A 24,067-nucleotide genomic window follows, 5' to 3' on the forward strand; every position below is an offset into this window, starting at 1 on the left:
TTGCGCCTCAATGGGTGACGTGGACGTGGTGGAACTGCAGCGCCGCCAGGTTGGCATAGATGCCGCCCAGCGCCACCAGCGACTGGTGGGTGCCGGTTTCGACGATCTTGCCGTCTTCCATGACGATGATGCGATCGGCGCGCTGCACGGTGGCCAGGCGGTGCGCGATGATGATCGTGGTACGGCCGACCATGGCTGCCTCCAGGGCGCCCTGCACCAGGCGTTCGGATTCGGCATCCAGGGCGCTGGTGGCTTCGTCGAGCAGGAGCAGCGGCGGGTTTTTCAGCAGGGCGCGGGCAATTGCAATGCGCTGGCGTTGGCCGCCGGACAGGCGCACGCCGCGCTCGCCCAGGAAGGACTTGTAGCCGTTAGGCAGGCGTTCGATAAATTCGTGGGCGGCAGCCAGGCGTGCGGCCTGGATCACTTCCTGGTCGGTTGCATCGGCACGGCCATAGCGGATGTTTTCCATCGCGTCGGCCGAGAAAATCACCGTATCCTGCGGCACGATGCCGATGGCGCCGCGCAGGGTATGCAGGTCCAGCAGGCGGATGTCGGTGCCGTCCAGGCGGATCGCGCCCGATTGCGGATCGTAGAATCGCAGCAGCATCTGGAACAGGGTGGTCTTGCCGGCGCCGGAGGGGCCAACCACGGCAACGGTTTCGCCCGGCTTGATATCGAGCGTCACGTGGTCCAGCGCCAGCGTGTCGGGGCGCGAAGGATAGCTGAACGATACCTCGGACAAGCTCAGGGCCGCGCCATTGGCGGCGCGCGGCGGCAGGGCTTGCGGTTGCGCCGGGTTCTGGATGTCGGAGCGCACGGCCAGCAATTCGAGCAGTCGCTCGGTCGCGCCGGCAGCACGCTGGGCTTCTCCCATGACCTCGGACAGCGCGCCGATCGCGCCCGCAACGATGGAGGCGTACAGGATGAACTGGCCCAGGTCGCCGCCCGTCATGGTCCCCTCCAGCACCGCGTGGGCGCCCAGCCACAGCACGAAAACGATGGTGCCGAATACCAGCACGATCGCCAGCATGGTCAGGAAAGCACGCGCCTGGATGCGGCGCATGGCGGTGCTGAACGCACCTTCGACGGAGCCGCCAAAGCGCTTCGCTTCCAGCCCTTCATGGGTAAAGGCTTGCACGGTCGGCATGGCGTTCAGGATTTCGCCGGCCATGGCCGAAGCATCGGCCACCCGGTCCTGGGAGTCGCGCGACAGCTTGCGTACGCGGCGGCCAAACATCACGATCGGCAGCACGGTCAGCACCAGCAGGCCGATGATGATGGAGGACAGCTTGGGGCTGGTAATAAACAGCATCACCAGGCCGCCGAGGAAGAGCAGCACATTCCGCAAGGCCATCGAAATGCTGGTGCCGACGACGCTCTGGATCAGGGTGGTGTCGGTGGTCAGGCGCGACAATACTTCGCCGGTCTTGGTGGTTTCGAAGAATTCGGGGCTTTGCTGCACCACGTGGGAATACACGGCGTTGCGGATGTCGGCGGTGACGCGTTCGCCGAGCCAGGACACGCTGTAGAAGCGCGCCGCCGTCGCCAGCGCCAAGATCGTAGCGACTGCGAACAGGGCCAGGAACACTTCGTTAACGTGGGTTGCGCTGCGCACGCCGGCATTGGCGCCGAAGCCCAGGTCGATCATCTGCTTGAAGGCGTAGGGAATCGCCAGCGTGGAAGCGGCGGCGACCACCAGCGCAATGCCTGCGATGATGAAACGGTTGCGGTAAGGCTTGAGGAAGGGCAGCAAGCCCTTGAAGGCGGCCAGGCTGCCTTTCTTGAGTTCTCGGGCTTCAGGCTGGCCGTTGTCGGTGGTGCTCATTGCGTATTCTACGTTCTTGTTCAAAGTTTCATCGGACGGACATAGCCCGTCAACTCCAGGTAGCCGCGCCCCGCCGGTTTGCCGCCGCGCGTGACGGTCACAGCGCCCTCCCAATACACGGCGCCGGTCGAACGGCGCGAATCCAGTTCCTGGTCCTGCTGCAAAGGACTGACCTGCCACTGTTCGGGGCCGGTGGATATCAGGGCGGCGACGGGATACTCGGCTTGCGTATGCGGCGATTTCCATCGCTGCTGCGGAGTAAAACTGACCTGGTCCTGCGAATAGTGCGTGATCTTACCGGATGCATCGCGCCATGTCGCGTGGGCCCATAGTTTAGCACCTTGGCGGTCCCTGATCTGGAATGCCATCAGGGCGCCGCCATCATCGAGGTTGATGCCGGTCCAGTCCCAACCGGCGGCTGCGGGATCGAGCACCTGGCTTGACCATTCGTGATCGAGCCAGGTGACGCCTTGCACGGCCTGTGGCGCGGCTCCGCGGCGGGTGAGGGTGCCGCTGGTGCCCAGTTGCGGCTTGCTATAGTAATAACTCGCCTGTTCCGGCCTGGGGCCTTTGCGGGAAAAGCCGGCGTCGCCTTGCAGCAGGACGGGCTGGGTGGGCTGCAGCTTCAGCGCCAGCGTGAAGGCCGCGGCTTCGATGTCGATCTGATAAGTGCCGTCTTCGGCGCGCTCCATGCGCCAGCCATCCAGGTGCACGCTGGTGTCCTCGGTGGATGCGCCGGCCAGGCCGAAGCCCGCGCGCGCAGTGCGCTGGTCGTGCAGCAGCTTGCCTTGCGCCGGATCGGACAGCGCGACGTGCGCGACGATGATGTCCTTCGGTGCAAACCGGCTCGGGTTGTCGCGGCCATGTCCCGTGCTGCTGCGGAAGAAGGTGACCTGGTAGCCGAGCTGGCGGCCGTCGGCGGTGCCGAGCCAGCCGGTGGCGTACCACCATTCGGTCTTGAAGCCGGGGTGGGCGCCGAAGTCGCGCGGGAACTGGAGCTGGACGCCAGGCGTGACCGGCGTGAAGTCGGCTGCCTTCAACGGCAGGTTGACAGCCAGCGCGAGCAGGAGGCAAAGCAGGGCGCGCATCACCAGTCCTCCCTCACGGCGCGGATTGGACCGCCGGACAGGGCCTGCCGGCCTGCGATGAGCGCAGTTGCTGCCGACGACAGCAGCAGGGCCAGGGCGACGGTCGCCAGCAGCGGCCAGGGATAGTGCATCTGCATCGTCCAGTGGAAAGATTGCGGGTTGATGACGTGGACCAGCACCAGGCTGATGACCCAGCCGAGGGCGAAGCCGGCCAGGATGCCGAGGGTGGTCAAGGCGGCACCTTCCAGCGCGAGGATGCCCAGCACCTGGCCGCGCGTGACGCCAACATGGCGCAGCATGCCGAACTCGCGGGCCCGTGCCAGCGTCTGGGCCGAGAATGTGGTGGCGACGCCAAACAGGCCGATGACGATGGCGATCGCTTCCAGCAGGTACGTCACTGCGAAGCTGCGGTCGAAGATTTTCAGCGTCAGGTTGCGGATCTCGGAGGGAACGCTGGTTTCGACCAGTTCGCCGAAGGGCAGCTTGCGGATGCTTTGCTGTACCTGGGCTGCGCTGGCGTTCTTGGCCAGCCAGATGGCGGCGTCGCCGGCGTCGCGGTCGCCGGTCATGGCAATGTAATCGGAGCGGCGCACGATGACGGCGCCTCCGGCGCGGGCGTAGTCGCGCCAGACGCCGGCGACGTGGAACTCGCGCAGCTTGCCCTGCAGCGGCAGGCGCAGCGTGGCGCCGGGGCGCAGGCCGTACAGGTCGGACATGGCTTCCGAGACCCAGGCCGGCGGCAGCGCGGTCGCCGCATGAGCCGTCCCCTCGACGAGGACCATTGCGCGATCAGGATCGGCCGGGTCGACATCGCGCGCCAGCACGGCGATGTTGGCACGGTCGGGCGCCAGGGAGACCGAGCGTACGCGCAGGAATTCGATGCGGGCGATGCCGGGAACGGCGCGCAACGCATCCTGCTCGGCGGGCGAGAGGCCGCCGGTGGCGCCGGCCGATGCGCTGCGTGCGTACACGTCGGCCGGCAGGATGCGCAGCACCCATTCATCCACCGAGGTACGGAAGCTCGCTACCATGATGGCCATCGCCACCATCAGGCTGAAACTCGCCAGCACCCCGCCCAGTGCTATGCCGGCCTGGCCCGATGCATTGGCAAGCCGGGCCAGCGCCAGTGCGAACACGGGACTTGCCGCTGCCGGGCTGGCGGTCGGGCGCGGGGCCGCGCGGCTGGATGCCGCATGGCGGGAGAGTGCGGCGAAGGCAATGCCGGACAGCCGCGGCATCAGGGCAATGGCGCCAATGAGAAGCAGGGCGATCGACAGGTAGCCAAAGACCGGCAACTCCAGTACCGGCGGCGCGAAGGTCATGGCGCCGGCTGCGCCAAGGCAGGCCAGTCCGGGCCAGGGACGCGACAGCGGCCGCAGCGCAGTTTCGTCCGTGCCGGCCTTGAGCGCCACGGCAGGCCGCGCGCGCGCCGCGTCGAAGGCTGGCGCCAGGCCGCCAAGCAAGGCCACGCCCAGTCCCAGCCCGAAGTAGGCCAGCGCCGCAACCGGAGCCCACTGCACGCTTGGCTGGACGCCGGCAAAGTAGCCCGCTCCAAGGTCTCCGCCAAACAGCCGCAGCACGGCAGCGGCCAGCGCATAGCCGCCAGCCACGCCGAGCGCCGAACCGATGCTGCCCAGCAGAGCGCCTTCCAGCAGCACCTGGCGGATCAACTGCCGGCGTTCCAGCCCCAATACCCGCAGCAGCGCAAACTCGCTGCGACGCCGCAGCACCGACAAGGCCTGCGACGAAAATACGAGGAAGGCGCCGGTGAACAAGGCGACCAGCGCCAGCACACTCAGGTTGACTCGATAGGCCCGGCTCAAATTCGCATTGCGGCTTTCCTGCTCCGCATCATTCGGTTGCCCTACCCGGAAGCGGCCCGGGAACTCGCGTTCCAGCCGTGCGGACAGCGAGCGTTCGAATGCGCCGCGATCGACGCCATCGCGCAACTTCAAATCGACGCGCGACAACTTGCCCAGCCGCTGGAAATGCCACTGCGCCGCAGCAATATCCATCACCGCAAAACGCTGCCCCACGCGCGCACGTTGCAGCGAACCGGCGACGCGCAGCACGGCGACTTGGCTGCCTGCCTGGAGCCGAAGTTCGCCGCCGGGCCGCGATTGCAGCCAATTCATCGCCGCGGGCGACAGGAAGATCGCGTCGTCAGCCAGCGTGTCGTAGGGCAGGTCTTCTTCCGGTGCACCAATCAGGTCCGGCGTGATAAAGCCCGCCCGGAACACGTCAAGGCCGATGATTTTCAGCGCTTGCCGCGCACCGGGCAAGGAAGCGTCGAATTCAAGCACCGGCGAGGCGACAGCCACTTCCGGCAGGCGCGCGAGGATCGGGTAGGCCGCCTCATCGAACGTGGCTTCGGTCCCGCTGACCTGGATATCTGCCTGCCCCGACAAACTGTGGACAGCGGTAGTGAACTCGTTCAGCGCAGCTGCGTTGACGAGGTGGATGGCAAACCCCAGCGCCACCCCGATTGCAATCGCTGCAATAGCGGTCAGCGCCCGCACCGGGTGCGCGCGCCACTCGCCAATGGCCAGCCAGCGCGTCAGCCGCCGCATTCCAGGTGGTACATGTCTGCGGCGCGTTTCGCTTTCAGCCTGGCGCGTTCGGTGTTCTGGAGCGTGGCGCCGCGCGCATCTTCCTCCGCCCATTTGTGCTGCATCTGGAGTTTCTTGCATTTCTTGTTATGGCTGGCCACGGCCCGTGCCTCGGCCAGGCTTTCACGCTCCTCGCGCGCCTCCTTTTTGCGGCGCTGGCTGGCCATTTTCTCGGCTTCGCGTTCCTGGCGCTTCAGGTCCGCTGCGGCAGCGGGATCGGGCGCCGGCGCCGACGGCACGGCGATCGTGCTGGCGACGCCTTTCTCGCATGGCTGCTGCGAGTAGCTCACTTTTCCATCGACGGTGCACTTGTGCAGGGCTTGCGCGCCTGCGGGCAGCACCGTCGCCAACAGCAGCAAGGGCAGGAGTTTCATAGGACTTTCCCTGGATTCATCAGGCCCAAAGGATCCAATGCGGCCTTGATGGCCCGCATCAGGTTCAACTCTACCGGCGACTTGTAGCGCGCCAGTTCGTCACGCTTCAAGGCGCCAATCCCGTGCTCGGCCGAAATCGAGCCGCCATAGGCTGCCACGGCATCGTGCACGACGCGGTTGACGGCCTCCTGGCTATGCAGGAAGTCTTCGTTCGCTACACCAGCCGGCGGCGCGACGTTGAAATGCAGGTTGCCATCGCCCAGGTGGCCAAAACACACCAGCTGGCAACCGGGGAAAGCGGCCTGCAACTTCGGTTCCGTGCCGGCGATGAAGTCGGCAATCGAGGAAACCGGCAGCGAAATATCATGCTTGATGTTCTTGCCGTCGGCTGCCTGGGCCAGTGGAATATGCTCGCGCAGGTCCCACAGCCCGCGCGATTGCGCTGCGGAGCTGGCAACCACCGCGTCCTGTACCACGCCTTCGCCAAGCGCCGCGCCAAGTGCGCGCTCGAGCAGCGCCGCCGCATGGGCCTCCGATTCGCTGCTGGACAGTTCCAGTAGGGCGTATTGCGCATGTCCGTCGGCCAGCGGCTGCGGCAGCGCCGGGAAATGCTTGGCCACCAGGCGCATGCAAAAGGCCGACATCAGCTCGAAGCCGGTCAGGCTCGCGCCGCAATGGTCCTGCATGATCGACAGCAGCCGCAGTGCGGCCGCCGGCGATTCCATCGCCGCCAGCGCCGTGACCGAAGCCTTGGGTTGCGGGTATAGCTTGAGCACCGCGCCGGTAATGATGCCCAGCGTGCCTTCGGCGCCGATGAACAGGTCGCGCAGGTCGTAGCCGGTATTGTCCTTGCGCAGGCCGCGCAGGCCGGACCAGACCTCGCCCTGCGGCGTGACGACTTCCAGCCCCAGGCAGAGTTCACGCGTGTTGCCGTAGCGGAGCACGCCGGTGCCGCCGGCATTGGTGGACAGGTTGCCGCCAATGGTGCAACTGCCTTCCGCCGCCAGCGAGAGCGGGAACAGGCAGCCTTGTTCGGCCGCTGCTTCCTGTGCTCGTTGCAGGATCACGCCGGCGTCGACCGTCATGGTGCGGTTGACCGCGTCGACCTGGCGCACCTTCTGCATGCGCGCGAGCGACAGCACCACGGCGCTTCCGCTGGCATCGGGCACGCTGCCCAGTACCAGTCCCGTGTTACCGCCTTGCGGCACGATCGGAATGCGCGCTGCCACGCACAGCTTGACCGTGGTGGCGACTTGTTCGGTATCGGCCGGCCGCAGCACAGCCAGCGCGCGGCCGGTGAAACGTCCGCGCCAGTCGCGCAGAAAGGGCGCCATATCCGCTTCGCCGGAAATGACGTGGGCGTCGCCGAGCAGAGCGCGGCAAGCGCCCAGGAAAGCGGAATTATCCATGTTTACTTGGTCTTGCTGGTGTTGACCTTTTCCAGCAATTCGCGGGCGGCCTGCCTGGCCGCCTTCTTATAAGGCTGCACATAAAGGATGGCGCACAGGAAGTACACCACGACAATGGCAACTTCGCCCCAGCCGAGCCATGGCGTGACCTTGTCGCCGTAAGCGCGTACCACGCCTTCGATGAAGTAGACCAGGATCATCATCGAGGTCCACTGCAGCGTATAGATATCGCGCTTGATAACGCCCAGCAGCGGGAACAGCAGCGGTACCGCCTTCAGTACCAGCCAGGAGCCGCCCGGTTTCAACGGAGACAACCACATTTCCCAGGCCACGCTCCACATGATGAGCAAAGCCAGGCTGGCGATGGCGCCCCAATGGAAAAGTTTATGCTTCGTGCTATTCATTTCGTCCCCGCAGCTTGATGGCCGCTTCGGCCAGCCGGCGACCCATCGCGATCGCCAGGCGTTTCTCATCTTCCGTGAACGGCTTCTTGCCGTCCAGTCCCGACCAGTGGCTGGCGCCGTATGGCGAGCCGCCGCTGGTCGTCGTCATCAGTTCGGGATGGGTGTAGGGCAGGCCCATGACCATCATCCCATGGTGCAGCAACGGCACCATCATCGTCAGCAAGGTCGACTCCTGGCCGCCGTGCTGGCTGCCGGTCGAGGTGAAAACGCAGGCCGGCTTGCCGGACAGGGTGCCGGACAGCCACTGCGCCGACGTCCCGTCCCAAAAATACTTCATGGCCGCTGCCATGTTGCCGAAGCGGGTGGGGGAGCCCAGCGCCAGGGCGTCGCACTGCTCGAGGTCCTGCAATTCGACATACGGCGCGCCATCCAGCGGCACTTCCGGCTCGGTCGCTTCCGTCACGGTGGAAACGGCCGGCACGGTACGCAGGCGGGCATCGCAGCCCGGTACGGATTCAACGCCTTGGGCAATCATTTCCGCCAGCTTGCGCACGGATCCGTGCCTTGAATAATACAAAATTAGAATTGTGAGGTTAGTTCTGTTCATCGTTGCTATTATATGGCCCTTTACACAAGTTGCATGACTAATAAGCTTCACTGATGGTTTTTAAGTCCCTCTATACCAACGTAGCACGCGCCTGCACAAAAGGCGTGGCTGAACTGCGTGCGCTCTCGTGGGGCGAACTGCATGACCTGATCCAGTTCGGGCGCCGCCGCCTGCGCGAGGAAAGCCTGCCCCAGGTGGCTGGCGGCCTGACATTTACTACCGTTTTTGCGTTGGTGCCCGTCCTGACGATTGCGCTGGCCATCTTCACCACATTCCCGATGTTCAATTCCTTCCGCACTGCGCTGGAAGCGTATTTCATCAAGAGCGTGATGCCCAAAGCGATTTCCAGCACCATCCTGGGCTACCTGACGACGTTTGCGGCCAAGGCGACGCGGCTGTCGGCGGTGGGCGCGGTAACCCTGGTGCTCACTTCCGTCGCGATGATGAGCATGATCGAGCGCGCCTTCAACCGCATCTGGCGCGTCAAGACCGAACGCCGCCTGGTGCGGCGCGTGCTGGTGTACTGGGCGCTGATCACCCTTGGCCCCTTGCTGATCGGCGTGTCGATCAGCCTCTCGACCCACCTGTTCGATGCCACCAGCGGCCTGGTTGGCACGGTGACCGGGCCGGTTTTCTATACGCTGCTGTCGGTCCTGCTGACCACCCTGGCCTTTACCTTCCTCTACATCACGGTGCCGAACCGGATGGTGGACTGGCGCGACGCGATTTGCGGCGGCGCGCTGGCGGCGGTGTCCTTTGAATTGGCCAAGCGCGGCTTTGCGATCTTCATTACGCAGGCGCCAACCTATTCGAAGATCTATGGCGCCCTGGCGGCGCTGCCCTTGTTCCTGCTGTGGATCTATGTTTCCTGGCTGATCACGCTGCTGGGCGCCTTGCTGACCGCGGCGCTGCCGGTGGTGAAGTACGAGCGCTGGTGGCACGAGGCGGTGCCGGGCGGTGAATTCGTGGATGCCATGGCGGTACTGAAAGTGCTGCACGAGGCGCGGGAGCAGGGCGATAACGCCGCCGTCAGCTCGGCCGAGATGCGCGGGCGCACCCGTCTTGGCTTCGACGAAATGGACTCTTTGCTGCAAAAGATGCTGGTGCCAGGCTGGGTGGCGAAGGTGAAGATGGCGCCGCCGCCGCGCGTGCAGTTCGGCAAGCGTGTCAGCGAAGGCGCGGACAATTGGGTGCTGCTGGCCAACGTCCACAAGATCACGGTGGCGGACGTCTACCGCCTGTTCGTATTTGGCGGTATGTCGCTCAACGCCGGCGTGCTGGCCGATTCGGACGATGAAGCGGACCGCCAGGCCAGCCGCGATGCCGCCACCCTGGCGCGCCAGGTCGAATCCGCGGTGGAGTCGGGCCTCGGCACCACGTTGGCAGCGCACTTCGGCGCCGCCTGAGGACGGGGTTTAGCGCAGGAAGGCCAGCAGCGCGTCGAGCACGGCATCCGGCTGCTCGGCCATCATCTGGTGGCCGGCATCGACCGTCACGGTTTTCGCACCCGGCAGCGCCGCCAGCAAGGCCTTGGTGCTGCGTGGGGGCGTCATCATGTCCTTGCTGCCAAAGATGAACTGCACCGGGCAGCTGACACTGGCTGCCGCCGAGTCGCCGTTCGCATAGTTGTTGCAAGCGGTGAAATCAGTGTGGAACAGCAGGTCTTCGCCTTGGGCAGAAATGCGCTCCATCAGCCGCTTCGACATTCCGCTGACATAAAAGCCTGGTCCGGGGCAGGACGGTTTCTGCGCGTACGAACTGTGCGACCAGATGTTGACCATGTCGATGGCGTCGCCTTCGGCTTCGCGCGCAGCCCCCAGCAGCGCATCGGAAACCTTCATGGGATAGGTGGCCCCCAGCAGCGCCAGTCGCGTAATGCGCTGTGGCGCGCGATAGGCGGCTTCCAGCGCGATCAGGGAGCCCATGCTGTGCCCGACCAGCGCGGCCTTTTCCACGCCGGCAGCGTCCAGCAGGGAAAGCAGCCAGGCGGCCATTTCCTCAACGCTGCGCAGCGCGGCGCCACGGCTGCGGCCATGGCCTGGCAAGTCGACCGCCAACACGCCAAAACCGTGATGCGCCAGGTAGCGCGATTGCAGCGCCCAGACCGAATGGTCGTTCTGCGCACCATGGATCATGACCACCGTCGGCAGTCCCGGATCAAAGGCCTTGCCGCCCGTATAGCAATACGAATCGCCGAACATCATGCTCAAGCCCCTTTCTGCGAGGCTTTGAGCCCGCGCGCCAGGTCTTCGAGCAGGTCGTCGGCGTCTTCCAGTCCAACCGACAGGCGCATGGTGCCTTCAGCAATCCCCGATGCCGCCAGCTGGTCGGCCGGCACGCGGAAATGCGTGGTCGAAGCAGGGTGGATCACCAGCGAACGGGCATCGCCCACGTTGGCCAGGTGCGAAAACACTTTCAGGCTGTCGACAAAGCGCTTGCCGGCCGCGCGGTCACCCTTCAAGGTGAAGGAAAGGACGGCGCCGGCGCCCTTGGGCAGCAGCTGGGCCGCCAGCGCGCGGTCAGGATGGCTGTCCAGTTCCGGGTAGATTATCGACTCGACAGCCTGGTTGGATAGCAGGAATTCCGCCACGCGCCGCGTGTTGGCCACGTGCCGGTCCATGCGCACCGCCAGCGTTTCCACGCCCTGCAGGATGGCAAAGGCATTGTGCGGGCTCATGGCCGCCCCAAAGTCGCGCAGGCCTTCGCGCCGCGCCCGCAGGGCAAACGCAGCCACAGTCGATTCTTCGGCAAACACCATGCCGTGGAACCCGTCATACGGTTCGCACAGCTCGGCGAAACGCCCGGTCGCCTCGTAGGCCGCCTGCCAGTCGAAGGTGCCGCCATCGACCAGAACGCCGCCGATCGCTGTGCCATGCCCGCACAGGAATTTGGTGGCGGAATGGAAAACCAGGTCGGCGCCGTGCTCGAAGGGCCGCAGGAGGTAGGGCGTGGTGAAGGTGGAGTCGACCATCAGCGGCAGGTGCGCTTCGTGGGCGATTGCCGCCACGTTGGGAATATCCAGTACATCCAGGCCCGGATTGCCCAGGGTTTCGCCGAACAGCACCTTGGTGTTGGGCCGGATCGCAGAGCGCCATGCGTCAAGGTCGCGCGGATCGACAAAAGTGGTCTCGATCCCGAAGCGCTTCAGCGTATAACCGAGCAGGTTGTGCGAGCCGCCGTACAGCGCCCGCGACGCAACAATATGCGACCCCGCGCCGGCAATCGTGGCCAGGCCAAGGTGCATGGCCGCCTGGCCGCTGGCGGTGGCAATGCCTGCCGCGCCGCCCTCCAGCGCCGCCATGCGCTCCTCCAACACCGCATTGGTAGGGTTGGAGATGCGCGAATATACGTGGCCGGCCCGTTCCATATTGAACAGGGCAGCTGCATGGTCAGAGTCGCGGAAAGCGAAGGATGACGTGAAATGGATGGGAGTCGCGCGGCTGCCGGTGGCCGGATCTGGCGTGGCGCCCGCGTGCAGGGCGAGGGTATCGAACCCGGGATAATTTGGCGTTGTCATGGTTGCCATGCTATCGTGTTATTTAGCTCGTGAATACTGTTGCGTTTTGATTAATCCAACTCTGGATTTTTCACTTGGCATACGCTAAATTCGATGGTAAGGCTTACAATAAAACCATAATCACCACCGGACAGGACGGCCCAAAATGAAAGTATCTGAAATCCTCCAAGTCAAAGGGAACATCCTCTATACAATCACTCCGGACCAGCCGCTGGTCGAAGCGGCGAACACCATGGCCGAAAAAGACATCGGTTCGCTGGTGGTGATGGAATATGGTGACCTGGTCGGCATGCTCACGTTCCGCGAAGTGCTGAAGGCGCTGCACGCGAACCAGGGCTCGGTCGGCGGCGGCACCGTGCGCAAGCACATGGACGACCACCCGATCACCGTGACCCCCGACACCGAAGTCAATGAAGTGCGCCGCATCATGCTGGAAAAGCACGCGCGCTACCTGCCGGTGATGAACGCCAAGACCCTGCTGGGTGTGATCTCGTTCTACGACGTCGCCCGTGCCGTGCTGGAAGCGCAGAGCTTCGAGAACCGCATGCTGAAGGCGTATATCCGCGACTGGCCGGCCGAGGAAGAGGAAAAGTCGGAAAGCTGACACTTCTATCAGCAAGCGAAGCCGCCTGCGGGCGGCTTTTGTTTTATGAGTTTGCCGCCATGATCATGTGACCCATTAAAGGATGCCCCAGATGAATCACGCGTTCACCACTTCCGTACCGCACCTTCAGACAGAAAGGCTTACTCTTCGCGAATATCGGCGCGCCGATTTCGACTTATTTGCAGACCATTTGATGAATCCGGAGAGCTCCGTTCACTTGGGCTCGGCTGACCGTCAGACGGCTTGGAGAATCTTCACTTCACATGCTGGATTATGGCTCGTCCACGGAGCTGGATGGTGGGCTATAGAGGATAAGCAAACGGGCCAGCTTGTAGGCAGTGTTGGAGCTTTCTTTCGCGAACAATCAACTGTGATGGAAATGGGATGGAATACCTATCGAGCATTCTGGGGGAAAGGAATTGCGAACGAGGCGGCTGCGGCGGTCTTGAAATATGTTTTCGAGGTGCGGCGCGAACCGAAAGTGCGGGCTCTTATCAGTTCTGGCAATGAATCATCGCGTCGCGTTGCCGAGCGCTTAGGAATGACCTTCGAAATGGAAACTGAGCTGAACGGAAAGGTAATCGGTAGTTACATGCGCGAGTGCATGTGACTCGGCCCCAGTCGGCCAAGAGCGGACGCCCTTAGACTGTGATAGAGCCTCACACAAATTTACCTATGACAATTGATACATCTGGAAAATGGTGGAAAGGGACGTCGGCCAAAGACATCACCTCATACCTCGAACAGCTATTCGCGTCGTCCTATCCAATACACGAACATCGTTTGTCCGTTTGCGAATGCGGCTCAGAGATTTTCTCCCTACACTGGATTCCTGACGAAGGCGCGGTGCGTAGAACATGCGCGAAATGTGGAAAGAAGAAGTTTGTTTGCGATAGCGAGGAAAACTGGGAAGGAAGACCGAAAAAGTATAAATGCATCGAATGCAAATCCGAGACAGCAAACTTAGGGGTAGCATTTGCACTCTGCGACGACAAGAGCGACGTACGATGGATTTACGTTGGCTACCGTTGCGCAAATTGTGGCGTTTTGGGAAGTTTTGCGGATTGGAAGGTTGGGTACGGCCCGTCACTTCATTTGCTCTTCCAAGCATAATATCGAGGCTAGGGATTCGGACGGCGAGCGCTCGTGCCTACATCACGACGAACGAGAACAATCGGCCAGCAGCAGACAGAAGTGAGTTGATGCAAATATTGGTGCAAAGGACTTGACGAATGGTTTGCCCTCGATGCGACGGACAAGGCGTGATTTTACGGGTCCGCGTCCCGGAGCTAAACGCCCAGTTATTTCTTTGCGATGAGTGCGATGCAACATGGCACACTCAGGACGCAGTGGGCGTTGAAATGCACGTCGACTTTCAGACGTACATGGACACCTTGGGTATTAAGTCTGCATGGTCAAAAATTGAAATACTGGGACAAGCTGGTGGCTGAGTACGGCCAATACCAGACGGCCATTCATTGCGCGGCTCGTCCCAAGAATCAGCAGAGAGAATTCATGACCCCATCATTAGCTACTTGCGCTCAGTTTTTTCGCATCGGGCTTGAGGCTGGCCTATGCGAGCCTGATCTTGTCCGCGCGTGGGCGTTATCGGTAATCGATAAAATGGATGAGCCTCCTGGTGAAATAATTGAAGTTTCCTGGAATAAGCCGATACCCCAATTGATCAGTGATCTAAATTCCGTCCAAGGCGACGCTAATTTCGAAATAGCCGGTCGGTGGCTGCTATACATTCTACTCCATGAGCTGCCTAGTGAGGCACGGCTATGGCAAACGATAACGGCAGCTAAGCAAGTTGCGATGTCGGCGGGCAGATCAACTGCAAGCACGAGCTATGGTGCCTTTTTGAGTCTATTGAAGATGAATTGAACTTGGCTGAGCAAGGAATTTACGGTAGCGTAGCCAAGTGTCGAACGGAGCTAAAGGCGATCTTAAGTGCGCACTCTTCGCCGCCTCCTGCGTTCTTGAATTGAAATGTCAGTGACCGACAGACGCGGCCTGAATGATGAATCACGAAATCACACTTAATATTCGATACGACATTCCTGAAAGCGAATGGCAGATAGTTTCAGACATCTATCGGAACATGGATGGTTGGCTGGGAGCTGACGACCTTCCACGATGGTATGGTACCGAAGCCGATGAGAAATATATCTGGGCATCTGTAGAGCCTAGTGGCATCCAGTTCTGCGGCAAAATGGAAGCCGCTCTATGGACTTCATGGCTTACTGTACTTTGCGCCAGGCTCTCAGTTGCCCTCGGTCGGGAAATCTACGACGCAGAAATGTAGCAGGCTGCGTGCGGCCAATAGGGCAAGCCTCATTACTCATAACGACAAGAAACTTCATTAATGTCCAGCACTCCTTCGCAGTTTGATCGAGCCATGTCCATGTGGCGAGAGATCGACTTTCCGCTGATTGAACCGCCTACAACTGGCCTGCAGTTCGTAGAAGACCTGGCCGCAATGTACAGCAACGGGACCGTTCTTCATAAGTCGTTTGGCATCCCCGAACATTCGGATTTCACGGAATTCATCAATACTGGAGCGCTTCATTCCATTTTCTTTTTTGAGCGCTTTTGGCAGACGAAATCAGTCGCCGACGCGTTACCATACGCGCTCAATGACGTTACATTTCTTGCCCCGGACACATTTCGTTGGATCCACCCAGTCGAGTTGTCAGGATCGATGGCCCGCGCTTTAGTCCAAGGCGGCGCTTATACTACTGAACCGATGCCCGCTCGACGCGCAATGGAAGCTGCAGGTCAAGCCGCAGAGTCGCTTTTGGCTGGAAATTTTCAAGAGCCGCTTGTATTCGTATCGTGCCTGCCGTGGTCCTCATTTTTTTACGATGTCGCTTGGGACTATTCTTGGCTCATTATTCGGCCAGCCGACAGTCGGATCGAAGTAGTCCTGGCAACTGATACCGACTGAATGATTGTTGCAAAAACTGTGGCATATCGCGGCCAGTAGCGGAAGCCAGTAGCGGAATCAGATATTCCGGTGTAACGGAAATGTAGGCGCCAAATCGTGAAACTGATAGGAAGTAGGCTAGAGCAAGACTATCGTAAGGAATTGGAGGCTTCCCGAGCATTTCATTTTTCCGACCATTCTCAATCTCGGTTAAAAGAAGCTCTTCAATCGGCAGGCTACAGTGTTATAAATGCATTCGTTTTGCATTGGCCTCCTGACCAATCGGAGGACTTCTATACGGTGCTGATCGAGGGCGCCTTTCTTGCGGCAGTGGGAATCGAAAAATCAGGTGATAGAGAAACGCCGAGTATTAAGAGGTATGAGCTCCGAGACTATCTAAGAGGGTTAAGCCGAGTGTATCGGGTCCGGCTGCTCGTGGCTCAAGATCTGGCGCGGGCAATATCGTAGCCGAGGGACGGCTTTGGGGCGGTAGCTGCCGTTCAGCTCAAGCTCAAGCTCGGACTACTGAGCATCAAGCAACTCCAGCCAGGGCGTCGTCACTTAGCCAGCCGACAAGCGCCTCGCCAGTCATTGGCCGGGCGAACAGGAAGCCTTGGCCAAGCGGGCATCCCAGGGCGTGCAGGATTTGGGCCTGGCGTTCGTCTTCCACGCCTTCCGCAATCACTGCCAGGCCGAGGTTGCGGCCCAGTTGCACCACCATTTCGGCAATGCTGCTGCCGCGCGCTGAGTTGGTGATCTCTGTGACGAACGCGCGGTCGATCTTCAGGCGGTCGACCTGCAGGCGCTGCAGGTAGGACAACGAAGAAAAGCCTGTGCCGAAATCGTCGATCGCAATCGTCACGCCGGTCTGCTTGATCTGCGCCAGCATCTTGATCAGCATGTCCGGTTCTTCCATCGCCATCGATTCTGTGATCTCAAGCTCCACATACTCCGGCGGTGCGCCGGTATCGTGCAGGGCATTGCGCAGCGTTTCCATGAAGTGCGGGTGGCGGAACTGCACCTGCGACACATTGATCGACATGGTGAATTCGGTATGGCCGGCGGCGCGCAGGGCAACCAGTTCCTGCATCGAGGTGCGCATCACCCATTCGCCCAGGTCGATGATCAGGCCCGAATACTCTGCGATCGGGATGAAGCGGTCCGGCGAGACGAATTTGCCATCCGGCGTTTGCCAGCGCAGCAAGGCTTCCGCGCCCATCGGGCGGCGCGTTTCCAGGTCGACTTGCGGTTGATAGACAACAAAGAGTTGGTTCTGGCTGAAACCGGTGCGCAAGGCGTGCATCATGCGCACGCGCTCGCGGATTTCTACGCCCATGCTGCGCGAGAAGTAGAAGTGGCCGGCGCGCTGCTGGGTCTTGGCGCGCTTCAGGGCGATATCGGCGTCCTTCAGCGCATCCGCGCCGCTGCCGTCATGTTCCAGCAAGCGCACCAGGCCGAGGGTGGCGGATAGCTGCACGTCCTGGCCGTCGATGCTGAATGGCGTCGTGAACAAGGCGATGATATTGGCCGGGTTGACCTGGCCGGCATCGCCCAGCACGCAGAAAATATCGCCGCCGATACGGGCGACGGTCAATTGCTTGCCGAGGCTATTTTGCAGGCGGGCCGCAACCGCGGACAGCAGCAAGTCGCCGAATTCATGGCCCAGCGCATCGTTGGTCTCGGCAAAGTGATCGAGGTCGACCAGGCAAAGCGTGGCGTCCTGCTTGGCAGGGCCGGCCAGCGTGGCATCGAGGATCTCGACCAGGCGGGTGCGGTTCGGCAGCTTGGACAGGTTGTCGTAGAAGGCAGCCGTGTGCAGGTGCGAGACCAGCTCCACGTTGTCGAGCCCCACGGCCACATTGCTGCAAAAGACTTCGAGCAGGCTTTCTTCCAGCGGGCTCGGTGCGCGCGAGACATCCATGAATGCCACAAAGGTGCGGCTCGCCTTGCCGGCAAAGTAAAGCGCGATGCTGTCGCCACAATAGATGTTGCGGCGCGCAGCCAGGCATTCCTCCATCGCCTTGTGTACGCGCGGGTCTTCGCTTGCCGTCAGCTGGGAATTGGACAGGTTATGGTGGCTGCCGGTGGCCGCCATGACAACCAGCTCGTGGCAGCCGGCATCCGGGCATTCCTGCACGCACAGCACGCCATGCGCTTCCTGGCCGAGCAGTTCTGCGATCTGCGACAAGACGCCGGAGGCGAAATTCTGCACGCCGTGCAGCGCCATCAGCTCCGTGCTGGAATGGACGATGCGCGCCAGGCCGCGCCGGCTTTCGTTGATATTGCGGATTTGTTCATAGGAGCGGATCGCGGCCGTCACGGTGGTGAACAGCTTGATGCGCGTCAGCTCGGACTTGGTCTTGTAATCGTTGATGTCGAAATCGCGGATCGCATCGATCTCGGGCGCGTAACCGGGCTGGCCGGTGCGCAGGATGATGCGCACGTCGGCAAGCTTCAGTGTTTCGCGAATATAGCGCACCAGGTGCAAACCGGCGTCATCCTGCTCCATGACTACGTCAAGCAGGATCACGGCGATTTCCTGTTCGTGCTTGAGCATCTCGCGCGCCTGCGCGGCGGAATAAGCGTGCACGAATTCCAGGGGGCGGTGCTGCATGTCCAGGTTGCCGAGGGCGAACGTGGTCGTCGAATGGACGTCCTCGTCGTCATCGATAATCATCACGCGCCAGACATTGCGCTGTGTGGGGAGAGCTGGCTGAGCCGTATGCTCTTCTAAGAAAACCAGATCGTCCTGATCGTCGTGGCCGCCATCCGGCGCCGTGATCGAAGGGGGCATTTGTCGCTTCTCCAAGGGGTCTCGGTGTTCTTACAACCTAGTATATAGCGAATTATTCCTGAGAACGACCATTAAAACACTTTCATGGATACTAACGAAATAGCGACGTGCTAGTTTCGCAAAAGTTGTAGCTTAAAAAGCTACTTCCTGCGAGTTTTGCCATATCGGGTTAGAATGGGGAGTTTCTCCCAGCTACTACTCATCGTCCTCATCATGTCCGGCAATTCCTTTGGCAAGCTGTTCACCGTCACCACTTTTGGCGAATCCCATGGTCCTGCAATTGGCTGCGTCATCGACGGCTGCCCGCCGGGAATGGCGTTGAGCGAGGCAGACATCCAGCCGGAACTGGATCGCCGCAAACCTGGCACTTCGCGCCACGTGACGCAGCGCCAGGAGCCAGACACGGTCCAGATCCTGTCCGGCGTGTACCAGGGCGTCACGACCGGTACCCCGATCGCGCTGCTGATCAAGAACGAAGACCAGCGCAGCAAGGACTACGGCAATATCGCGGAGAGCTTCCGTCCGGGCCACGCCGATTACACCTACTGGCACAAGTACGGCGTGCGCGACCCGCGCGGCGGCGGCCGTTCTTCGGCGCGCCTGACCGCGCCGGTGGTGGGCGCGGCCGCCATTGCCAAGAAGTGGCTGAAGGAGAAGTACGGTACCGAATTCGCCGGCTGCATGAGCCAGTTGGGCGAGATCGAAGTGCCGTTCGAGAGCTTTGAGCACGTGCCTTCCAACCCGTTCTTCGCTGCCACTTCCGACGCGGCCCTGATTGAACGCATGGAAGACTATATGGACGGCCTGCGCAAGGACGGCGATTCCATCGGCGCACGCATCGACGTGGTGGCGCGCAACGTGCCGGTTGGCCTGGGCCAGCCAATCTACGACAAGCTGGATGCCGATATCGCCTACGCGATGATGGGCATCAATGCAGTGAAAGGCGTAGAAATCGGCGCGGGCTTCGACAGCGTGGCGCAGCGCGGCTCCGAGCATGGCGATGAACTGACCCTGGAAGGCTTTGTCGGCAATAACTCCGGCGGCGTGTTGGGCGGCATTTCGACTGGCCAGGACATTACGGTTTCGATCGCCATCAAGCCGACTTCTTCGATCCGCACGCCGCGCCGTTCGATCGACAAGGAAGGCAACCCTGTGATGGTGGAAACCTTTGGGCGCCACGATCCGTGCGTTGGCATCCGGGCGACGCCGATTGCTGAAGCAATGCTGGCCCTGGTGCTGATGGATCACGCGCTGATGCACCGCGCCCAGTGCGGCGACGTCAAAGTCTCCACGCCCGATATCAGCAAAGCGTGATCCCCGCGCAAGCCTTCGGATTCGCGCTTTTCCTTTTCTGTTATTACGCATACGCCGGGACATTTTCGACTTACGCCAGCCTGTATTTCCAGGGCAGGGGGATGTCGGTAGCGCAGATCGGCGTCCTGATGTCGCTGATCCAGGTGTTGCGGATCTTCGGCCCCAATCTGTGGGGCTATGTCGCCGACCATTCCGAACGGCGCGTCTTCGTGCTGCGCCTGACCGGCGTTGCGGCGCTGGTGACGTTCTCCGGTTTCATCTTCGGTTCCACCTTCGCGCATTTCTTCGCCGCGATGGTCCTGCTCAATCTTTTCACCAGCGCGCAAGGGCCGATGTGCGAAGCGCTCATGCTGTCAGAGATGCGCGGCGACCTGACCTACTACGGGCGCATCCGCCTGTGGGGCTCGATCGGCTTCATTGTCACCGTGATGCTGGCCTCGTTCCTGATGGATTGGCAAGGGACGGGCGCCCTGGTCTGGTTCTGCGGGGTACTGCTGGTATGCGTGCTGGGGGCAGCCTTCCGCCTTAAGGACGTGCCGCGCCTGACTCATGCAGGCAAGCCGCCGGCCTTGCTGGCAGTGCTGCGCAAGAAGGAAGTGCTGGCATTCTTCGCCTCCACCGCGCTGATGGTTTCGGCCCACGCTTCGCTGTACACCTTCTACTCGCTGTATCTTGAGAAGCAGGGGTACAGCAAGACCGTCACCGGCTTGATGTGGTCGCTGGGCGTGGTGGCCGAGGTGCTGTGCTTCTATTTCCAGGCGCCGCTGTTCAAGCGTTTTGGCGCCAGGCGCCTGATGTATGCCTGCTTCGCTTTCGGTGTGCTGCGCTTCGCCATGATCGGGGTCGGCGCGCAGTCTCTGGCCTTGCTGGTTGCGGCGCAGCTGATGCACGCGGCGACCTTCGCGCTGCACCATTCGGCCTCGGTGCAGACCATGCAACGCTGGTTCGGCGGCGCCTTGCAGGCGCGCGGGCAGGCGCTGTACATCAGCATTTCCTATGGCGTCGGGGCCAGCGCCGGCAGCCTGGCGCTGACCCAGGTCTGGCAGGGCGCGGGGCCGCAAACCATCTACTACGTTGCGTCGGGGCTGGTGGCGACGGGCGCCATCGCTGCTGCGCTGAGCTACCGCTGGCAGCGGTAGGACTCAGGCGGCGCGATTGACGGTGCCGACCTGGTGGCGGCGCTCGGCCGCCTTCACAATCATCGAACGGATGTCGTTCAGCAGTGAGAACTCGGTCGGGCTGAGGTGGATGGCCGGGAAGGAGTCGTCCCAATCGCCGTACAGGAAGCCGGTCGGCTGGCCGTTGGAGCATAGCGGCAGGATCACGAAGCTGCGCGCATCGTTCAGCGTATCGCGCCACCAGGCCGGCAGCTTCGCGGCGAACTTCGGATCGGCCGCATTTTCAATGAAGATCACACGGTCGCTGCTCAAAGCGGCGTGGAACACGTTCGGCTCGTAGGCATCGGCAAAGTGCATGGCGTCCAGGTGCTCGCGCACGCCTTCGCCGAGGCACATGCGCGCCGCGTACTTGCTTTCGCGGCGGTTGCGCACGAATGCCACCGCTCGACTGAACTGCAAGCCCTTGAATACGGTTTCCAGCGCGATCGAGACCATCTGGCCCGGGCTCGCGGTGTCGAGCGAATCGCGCATATCGGACAAGCCGCTAAGCAGGATATTGTTGCCGGCGACGCGCTGGCGGGTTTGCGCCAGGGCTTTCGCGCGGCGTTCGGCCGGCTTGGACAAAGGCGCGATCGACAGGTCGCTTGCCGCAACGACCTTGGCCTGCTCGATGGCCCGCGCCAGCTTGTCGGGGCTGACGCCGATCATGGTTGAATAGCGGGCGGTGATGCGCTTCACTTCCGCGGCGCCTTCTTCGCTGTCATGCCACAGTGCACCGGCACAGATGCAAGACATGGTGGAAACGCCTGCCACCCAGTCTTCAGGGCCGAGCGGTTCGGCCGGCATATCGTCGGCAGGCGGCACCAGGGTGCGCATGCCGGACAGCAGGTTTTCAGGCAAGCCCCAATGCACGGCGGCGGCGCGGCCGATATCCTGCAGGCTCAGGCCCAGCATCCCGACTGCCGCACTGTCTTCCTTGCCTTCGCCCGTGGCGCCCTGCAGGGCCGACCAGCGCTCCGGCATGTAGAAAGTGACCAGCATGCGGCCCAGGGTCTGCAGCATGGAGCAGACCACAGCTTCCTCGCCGTGGCGGTTTTCCGCGGTGGCCGATACTTCGCGTGCGACGATGCCGGCCAGTACGGCCTTTTCCATTTCAATGTGGGCCATGCCGGAATCGGGAGACACCACGGACAATTCTTCGATCAGCTTCAGCCCCAGGGCCAGGTGCCCGATCGCTTCGGTGCCCAGCACCAGCATGGCTTTGCTGACGGTATTGATTTGCTGGCCGAAGGCGGAATACATGCCGCTGTTCGCCAGGCGCAGGACCTTCTGGGTCAGCACAGGATCCGACAGCACGGTGCGCGCCATGTCGAACTCCTTGTCGTCCTCGCCGCGCATTGCGCCAAGGATGGCGGTGATGGCTTTAGCAAAGCCAGGCATGTCGCCTTGCTGGCGCGTGCGCTCCCAGAGCGTTCCCAAGGTCTGTTCGGCCAGGGCGTTCATTGGGCCACCTGCCGCGGTTCTTCAGTCATCAGCGACGCGTAGGTGCGCTCCCTGAGCGCAGCCACGGCCGTGTGCGCGGCCATCGGACGGCCGGTGAGGAAGCCCTGGACGTAATGGCAGCCGCGCTGCTCGACGTAGTGCATTTGTTCTTCGGTCTCGACCCCTTCGGCCACCACGGACAAGTCCAGGTGCTTGGCCAGGTCCAGCACCGCATTACAGATGGCGCCATCCTTTTCCGAGCCGGGCAGGTCGCGGATGAAGGTGCGATCGATCTTCAGTACGGAAATCGGGAAGCGCTTCAGGTAGGACAGCGAAGAGTAACCGGTGCCAAAGTCGTCGATTGCGATGCGGGCGTTGCGCTCGGCCATCCTGGCAAGGATTGTCTCGGCGTGGGCCGGATCGATCATCAGCGTGCCTTCGGTAATCTCCAGCACCAATTGTTCACCAGGCAGGCCAGAGAAGGCCAGGGCATCGTCGAGCACATCGAGGAATTTGTCGTTGCGGAATTGACGGGGACTGATATTGACGGAAATGTATAGCGGCCGCTTGGCCACTTCCTGGAACTGCTTCAGCTGCACACAGGCCGATTTCAGCGCCCATGCGCCGAGCAGGTTGATCAGGCCATTGGTTTCCGCGATTGGGATGAAGCGGGCCGGCGGCACCATGCCCAGGGTAGGGTGCTTCCAGCGCATCAGGGTCTCGAAACCTTCGATTTCGCGCGTGATGGAATTGACGATAGGCTGGTAGTACAACAGGAATTCGCCCTCGCGCACGGCCTGGAACATGGCCGCTTCCAGCGAAATATCGTGTTCAGGCGAGCCACTCTGGCGCTGGCTGTAGATCACGCAGCGGGCCTTGCCGGTTTCCTTGGCGCGCGACATGGCGGCATCGGCCAGGGCGACCAGGCGCACTTCGTCTTCCGCGTGCTCGGGATAGACCGACACGCCGAGCGAGGCGCTGACGTAAATCGTGTGCCGGTCCACTTCGAACGGCGACTGCAGCGTGGCAAGCAGGCGGCCGGTGACCAGCCTGATTTGCGCCTCGTTGTAGGTGCCGGGCAGCACCGCGACGAATTCATCTCCGCCGACGCGGGCCAGGGTATCGCTATCGCGCAGGGTTTTGCGCAAGCGCGCCGCGGCCATTTGCAGGACGGCGTCGCCAACCGGGTGGCCAAGGCCGTCATTCACTTTCTTGAAGCTGTCCAGTCCAATGGTGGCTACGGCAAATCCCTGTCCTGAGCGGCGCGCCTGGGCGATGGTCATGCGCAGGCGATCCGACAGCAGCAGGCGGTTAGGCAGCTCGGTCAGGCCATCGTGGGTCGCCATGTGGCGCAAGCGTTCTTCTGTCGCGCGCTGGGCCGTCATGTCGCGGCCGACCACCAGTAATTCGTAGGCCTTGTTTCCCGTCGCGTAGCTGCTGACGCGTAGCTCAAACCAGATTTCCTGCTCGGGAGTCTTGAGGCGAATCTCGGCGCGGTGTGCACCGCGGGCCTGGACCGATTCGGAAAGCGCGGACTTCAGCGCAGCATGGTCCAGGTCACAGATAAAGGCGAGCAAAGGCTGGCCTTCAAGTTCCTGCCCGTTGCGTAACAGGTTGGTGGCACGCTGGCTCGCAAACAGAATTTGACCCATCAGATTCAGCCTGAACACCACATCGCCCGCTTCCTCTAGCAGGAGGTCTGCCTCATGGTGTGATGTCGTTAGGGGCACTGTTGGGGAGCTGGAAAGCATTGTTGCGCTCGATTCTTTCTCTTCGGGTCGAAACCAGTGAGAAATGTATCACTTAAACCTCATGTTTCACATGAAAAAGAGCAACATTAGGCTATGTTTTTAGGAAATTTGTTGCCCAAGATCAGTTTTGGATGAAATCAGAAGAAGTTTGATGCTTTACTAAGCAATCTTTCATTTTTACGCTAACCTTGCTACTGCTGAAAGTTTGCGCTAGCCTCGCGTTACACAGGAGGCCGAGGAGG

At 61.7% G+C, this 24,067-nt stretch carries 19 protein-coding genes; 7 read left to right on the forward strand and 12 right to left on the reverse strand.

Annotation, left to right across the window (positions count from 1 at the left end; all coding sequences use genetic code 11):
- Positions 1-7 precede the first annotated feature (7 nt).
- From ACN9MY_RS16135 to wrbA, 7 genes are read right to left on the reverse strand one after another with little or no spacing between them, the layout of a single operon-like run.
- On the reverse strand, positions 8-1,825 hold the full coding sequence (locus ACN9MY_RS16135) for an ABC transporter transmembrane domain-containing protein (protein WP_426335735.1): 1,818 nt from the start codon (positions 1,823-1,825) through the stop codon (positions 8-10).
- 20 nt (positions 1,826-1,845) lie between these two features.
- Positions 1,846-2,913, reverse strand: coding sequence for a lipocalin-like domain-containing protein (locus ACN9MY_RS16140; protein WP_426335736.1), 1,068 nt, complete (start codon positions 2,911-2,913; stop codon positions 1,846-1,848).
- A complete protein-coding gene (locus ACN9MY_RS16145) occupies positions 2,913-5,483 on the reverse strand; it encodes an FtsX-like permease family protein (RefSeq protein ID WP_426335737.1) in 2,571 nt (856 codons plus the stop codon). The genes ACN9MY_RS16140 and ACN9MY_RS16145 overlap by 1 nt, the downstream gene beginning before the upstream one ends.
- Positions 5,471-5,896, reverse strand: coding sequence for a DUF4124 domain-containing protein (locus ACN9MY_RS16150; RefSeq protein ID WP_426161408.1), 426 nt, complete (start codon positions 5,894-5,896; stop codon positions 5,471-5,473). The genes ACN9MY_RS16145 and ACN9MY_RS16150 overlap by 13 nt, the downstream gene beginning before the upstream one ends.
- Entirely contained in the window at positions 5,893-7,305 is a 1,413-nt protein-coding gene (locus ACN9MY_RS16155; protein WP_426335738.1) for an FAD-binding oxidoreductase, read from the reverse strand. Before ACN9MY_RS16155 ends, ACN9MY_RS16150 begins: the two co-directional genes overlap by 4 nt.
- A 2-nt stretch (positions 7,306-7,307) precedes the next feature.
- The gene (locus tag ACN9MY_RS16160; protein WP_426317902.1) at positions 7,308-7,709 is read right to left on the reverse strand and encodes a DUF2069 domain-containing protein; all 402 of its coding nucleotides are present in this window, start codon (positions 7,707-7,709) and stop codon (positions 7,308-7,310) included.
- A complete protein-coding gene (gene wrbA, locus ACN9MY_RS16165; protein ID WP_426335739.1) occupies positions 7,702-8,316 on the reverse strand; it encodes an NAD(P)H:quinone oxidoreductase in 615 nt (204 codons plus the stop codon). The genes ACN9MY_RS16160 and wrbA overlap by 8 nt, the downstream gene beginning before the upstream one ends.
- Before the next feature lie 53 nt (positions 8,317-8,369).
- Between wrbA and ACN9MY_RS16170 the strand changes: the two genes are divergently transcribed.
- Positions 8,370-9,722 (forward strand): YihY family inner membrane protein, encoded by a 1,353-nt coding sequence (locus tag ACN9MY_RS16170; protein ID WP_426335740.1) that lies wholly within the window; start codon positions 8,370-8,372, stop codon positions 9,720-9,722.
- Between the two features lie 9 nt (positions 9,723-9,731).
- Here the strand turns inward: ACN9MY_RS16170 and ACN9MY_RS16175 are convergent, their stop codons facing one another.
- The gene (locus ACN9MY_RS16175; RefSeq protein WP_426335741.1) at positions 9,732-10,520 is read right to left on the reverse strand and encodes an alpha/beta fold hydrolase; all 789 of its coding nucleotides are present in this window, start codon (positions 10,518-10,520) and stop codon (positions 9,732-9,734) included.
- A 2-nt stretch (positions 10,521-10,522) separates the two neighbouring features.
- Complete coding sequence (locus ACN9MY_RS16180; RefSeq protein ID WP_426335742.1) at positions 10,523-11,833, reverse strand: O-acetylhomoserine aminocarboxypropyltransferase; 1,311 nt, start codon at positions 11,831-11,833, stop codon at positions 10,523-10,525.
- 145 nt (positions 11,834-11,978) lie between these two features.
- Here ACN9MY_RS16180 and ACN9MY_RS16185 point away from each other — a divergent pair, with 145 nt between their 5' ends.
- The 4 genes from ACN9MY_RS16185 to ACN9MY_RS16200 all read left to right on the forward strand — a co-directional run bounded on the left by ACN9MY_RS16185 (position 11,979) and on the right by ACN9MY_RS16200 (position 15,387).
- Positions 11,979-12,437: a CBS domain-containing protein gene (locus ACN9MY_RS16185; RefSeq protein ID WP_426161414.1), complete on the forward strand. Its 459-nt coding sequence runs from the start codon at positions 11,979-11,981 to the stop codon at positions 12,435-12,437.
- A 91-nt stretch (positions 12,438-12,528) separates the two neighbouring features.
- Positions 12,529-13,047, forward strand: coding sequence for a GNAT family N-acetyltransferase (locus ACN9MY_RS16190; protein WP_426161415.1), 519 nt, complete (start codon positions 12,529-12,531; stop codon positions 13,045-13,047).
- A 1,410-nt stretch (positions 13,048-14,457) separates the two neighbouring features.
- On the forward strand, positions 14,458-14,745 hold the full coding sequence (locus ACN9MY_RS16195) for a hypothetical protein (RefSeq protein WP_426335743.1): 288 nt from the start codon (positions 14,458-14,460) through the stop codon (positions 14,743-14,745).
- Between the two features lie 60 nt (positions 14,746-14,805).
- Positions 14,806-15,387 (forward strand): hypothetical protein, encoded by a 582-nt coding sequence (locus ACN9MY_RS16200; protein ID WP_426335744.1) that lies wholly within the window; start codon positions 14,806-14,808, stop codon positions 15,385-15,387.
- A gap of 511 nt (positions 15,388-15,898) precedes the next feature.
- Here ACN9MY_RS16200 and ACN9MY_RS16205 read toward each other — a convergent pair.
- A complete protein-coding gene (locus ACN9MY_RS16205; RefSeq protein ID WP_426161423.1) occupies positions 15,899-18,160 on the reverse strand; it encodes a GGDEF/EAL domain-containing response regulator in 2,262 nt (753 codons plus the stop codon).
- 213 nt (positions 18,161-18,373) lie between these two features.
- Here ACN9MY_RS16205 and aroC point away from each other — a divergent pair, with 213 nt between their 5' ends.
- A complete protein-coding gene (aroC, locus tag ACN9MY_RS16210; RefSeq protein ID WP_426317913.1) occupies positions 18,374-19,474 on the forward strand; it encodes a chorismate synthase in 1,101 nt (366 codons plus the stop codon).
- Positions 19,471-20,613 (forward strand): MFS transporter, encoded by a 1,143-nt coding sequence (locus ACN9MY_RS16215; protein WP_426335745.1) that lies wholly within the window; start codon positions 19,471-19,473, stop codon positions 20,611-20,613. The genes aroC and ACN9MY_RS16215 overlap by 4 nt, the downstream gene beginning before the upstream one ends.
- A gap of 3 nt (positions 20,614-20,616) precedes the next feature.
- Here ACN9MY_RS16215 and ACN9MY_RS16220 read toward each other — a convergent pair whose 3' ends face one another.
- Together ACN9MY_RS16220 and ACN9MY_RS16225 are read right to left on the reverse strand one after the other, a co-directional pair.
- Positions 20,617-22,095, reverse strand: a complete 1,479-nt coding sequence (locus ACN9MY_RS16220) for an HDOD domain-containing protein (protein WP_426161426.1) — start codon at positions 22,093-22,095, stop codon at positions 20,617-20,619.
- The gene (locus ACN9MY_RS16225; protein WP_426335746.1) at positions 22,092-23,825 is read right to left on the reverse strand and encodes a putative bifunctional diguanylate cyclase/phosphodiesterase; all 1,734 of its coding nucleotides are present in this window, start codon (positions 23,823-23,825) and stop codon (positions 22,092-22,094) included. The genes ACN9MY_RS16220 and ACN9MY_RS16225 overlap by 4 nt, the downstream gene beginning before the upstream one ends.
- Positions 23,826-24,067: the final 242 nt, after the last annotated feature.

Origin of the sequence: Pseudoduganella sp. R-31 (assembly GCF_049913235.1) — a bacterium.
Taxonomy (GTDB): domain Bacteria; phylum Pseudomonadota; class Gammaproteobacteria; order Burkholderiales; family Burkholderiaceae_D; genus Rugamonas.

What these genes read in the sequence shown, in the direction of transcription:
- ACN9MY_RS16135 (WP_426335735.1), bottom strand. Translation starts at nt 1,825, where the DNA reads ATGAGCACCACCGACAACGGCCAGCCTGAAGCCCGAGAACTCAAGAAA.
- ACN9MY_RS16140 (WP_426335736.1), bottom strand. Translation starts at nt 2,913, where the DNA reads ATGCGCGCCCTGCTTTGCCTCCTGCTCGCGCTGGCTGTCAACCTGCCG.
- ACN9MY_RS16145 (WP_426335737.1), bottom strand. Translation starts at nt 5,483, where the DNA reads ATGCGGCGGCTGACGCGCTGGCTGGCCATTGGCGAGTGGCGCGCGCAC.
- ACN9MY_RS16150 (WP_426161408.1), bottom strand. Translation starts at nt 5,896, where the DNA reads ATGAAACTCCTGCCCTTGCTGCTGTTGGCGACGGTGCTGCCCGCAGGC.
- ACN9MY_RS16155 (WP_426335738.1), bottom strand. Translation starts at nt 7,305, where the DNA reads ATGGATAATTCCGCTTTCCTGGGCGCTTGCCGCGCTCTGCTCGGCGAC.
- ACN9MY_RS16160 (WP_426317902.1), bottom strand. Translation starts at nt 7,709, where the DNA reads ATGAATAGCACGAAGCATAAACTTTTCCATTGGGGCGCCATCGCCAGC.
- wrbA (WP_426335739.1), bottom strand. Translation starts at nt 8,316, where the DNA reads ATGAACAGAACTAACCTCACAATTCTAATTTTGTATTATTCAAGGCAC.
- ACN9MY_RS16170 (WP_426335740.1), top strand. Translation starts at nt 8,370, where the DNA reads ATGGTTTTTAAGTCCCTCTATACCAACGTAGCACGCGCCTGCACAAAA.
- ACN9MY_RS16175 (WP_426335741.1), bottom strand. Translation starts at nt 10,520, where the DNA reads ATGATGTTCGGCGATTCGTATTGCTATACGGGCGGCAAGGCCTTTGAT.
- ACN9MY_RS16180 (WP_426335742.1), bottom strand. Translation starts at nt 11,833, where the DNA reads ATGACAACGCCAAATTATCCCGGGTTCGATACCCTCGCCCTGCACGCG.
- ACN9MY_RS16185 (WP_426161414.1), top strand. Translation starts at nt 11,979, where the DNA reads ATGAAAGTATCTGAAATCCTCCAAGTCAAAGGGAACATCCTCTATACA.
- ACN9MY_RS16190 (WP_426161415.1), top strand. Translation starts at nt 12,529, where the DNA reads ATGAATCACGCGTTCACCACTTCCGTACCGCACCTTCAGACAGAAAGG.
- ACN9MY_RS16195 (WP_426335743.1), top strand. Translation starts at nt 14,458, where the DNA reads ATGATGAATCACGAAATCACACTTAATATTCGATACGACATTCCTGAA.
- ACN9MY_RS16200 (WP_426335744.1), top strand. Translation starts at nt 14,806, where the DNA reads ATGTCCAGCACTCCTTCGCAGTTTGATCGAGCCATGTCCATGTGGCGA.
- ACN9MY_RS16205 (WP_426161423.1), bottom strand. Translation starts at nt 18,160, where the DNA reads ATGCCCCCTTCGATCACGGCGCCGGATGGCGGCCACGACGATCAGGAC.
- aroC (WP_426317913.1), top strand. Translation starts at nt 18,374, where the DNA reads ATGTCCGGCAATTCCTTTGGCAAGCTGTTCACCGTCACCACTTTTGGC.
- ACN9MY_RS16220 (WP_426161426.1), bottom strand. Translation starts at nt 22,095, where the DNA reads ATGAACGCCCTGGCCGAACAGACCTTGGGAACGCTCTGGGAGCGCACG.
- ACN9MY_RS16225 (WP_426335746.1), bottom strand. Translation starts at nt 23,825, where the DNA reads ATGCTTTCCAGCTCCCCAACAGTGCCCCTAACGACATCACACCATGAG.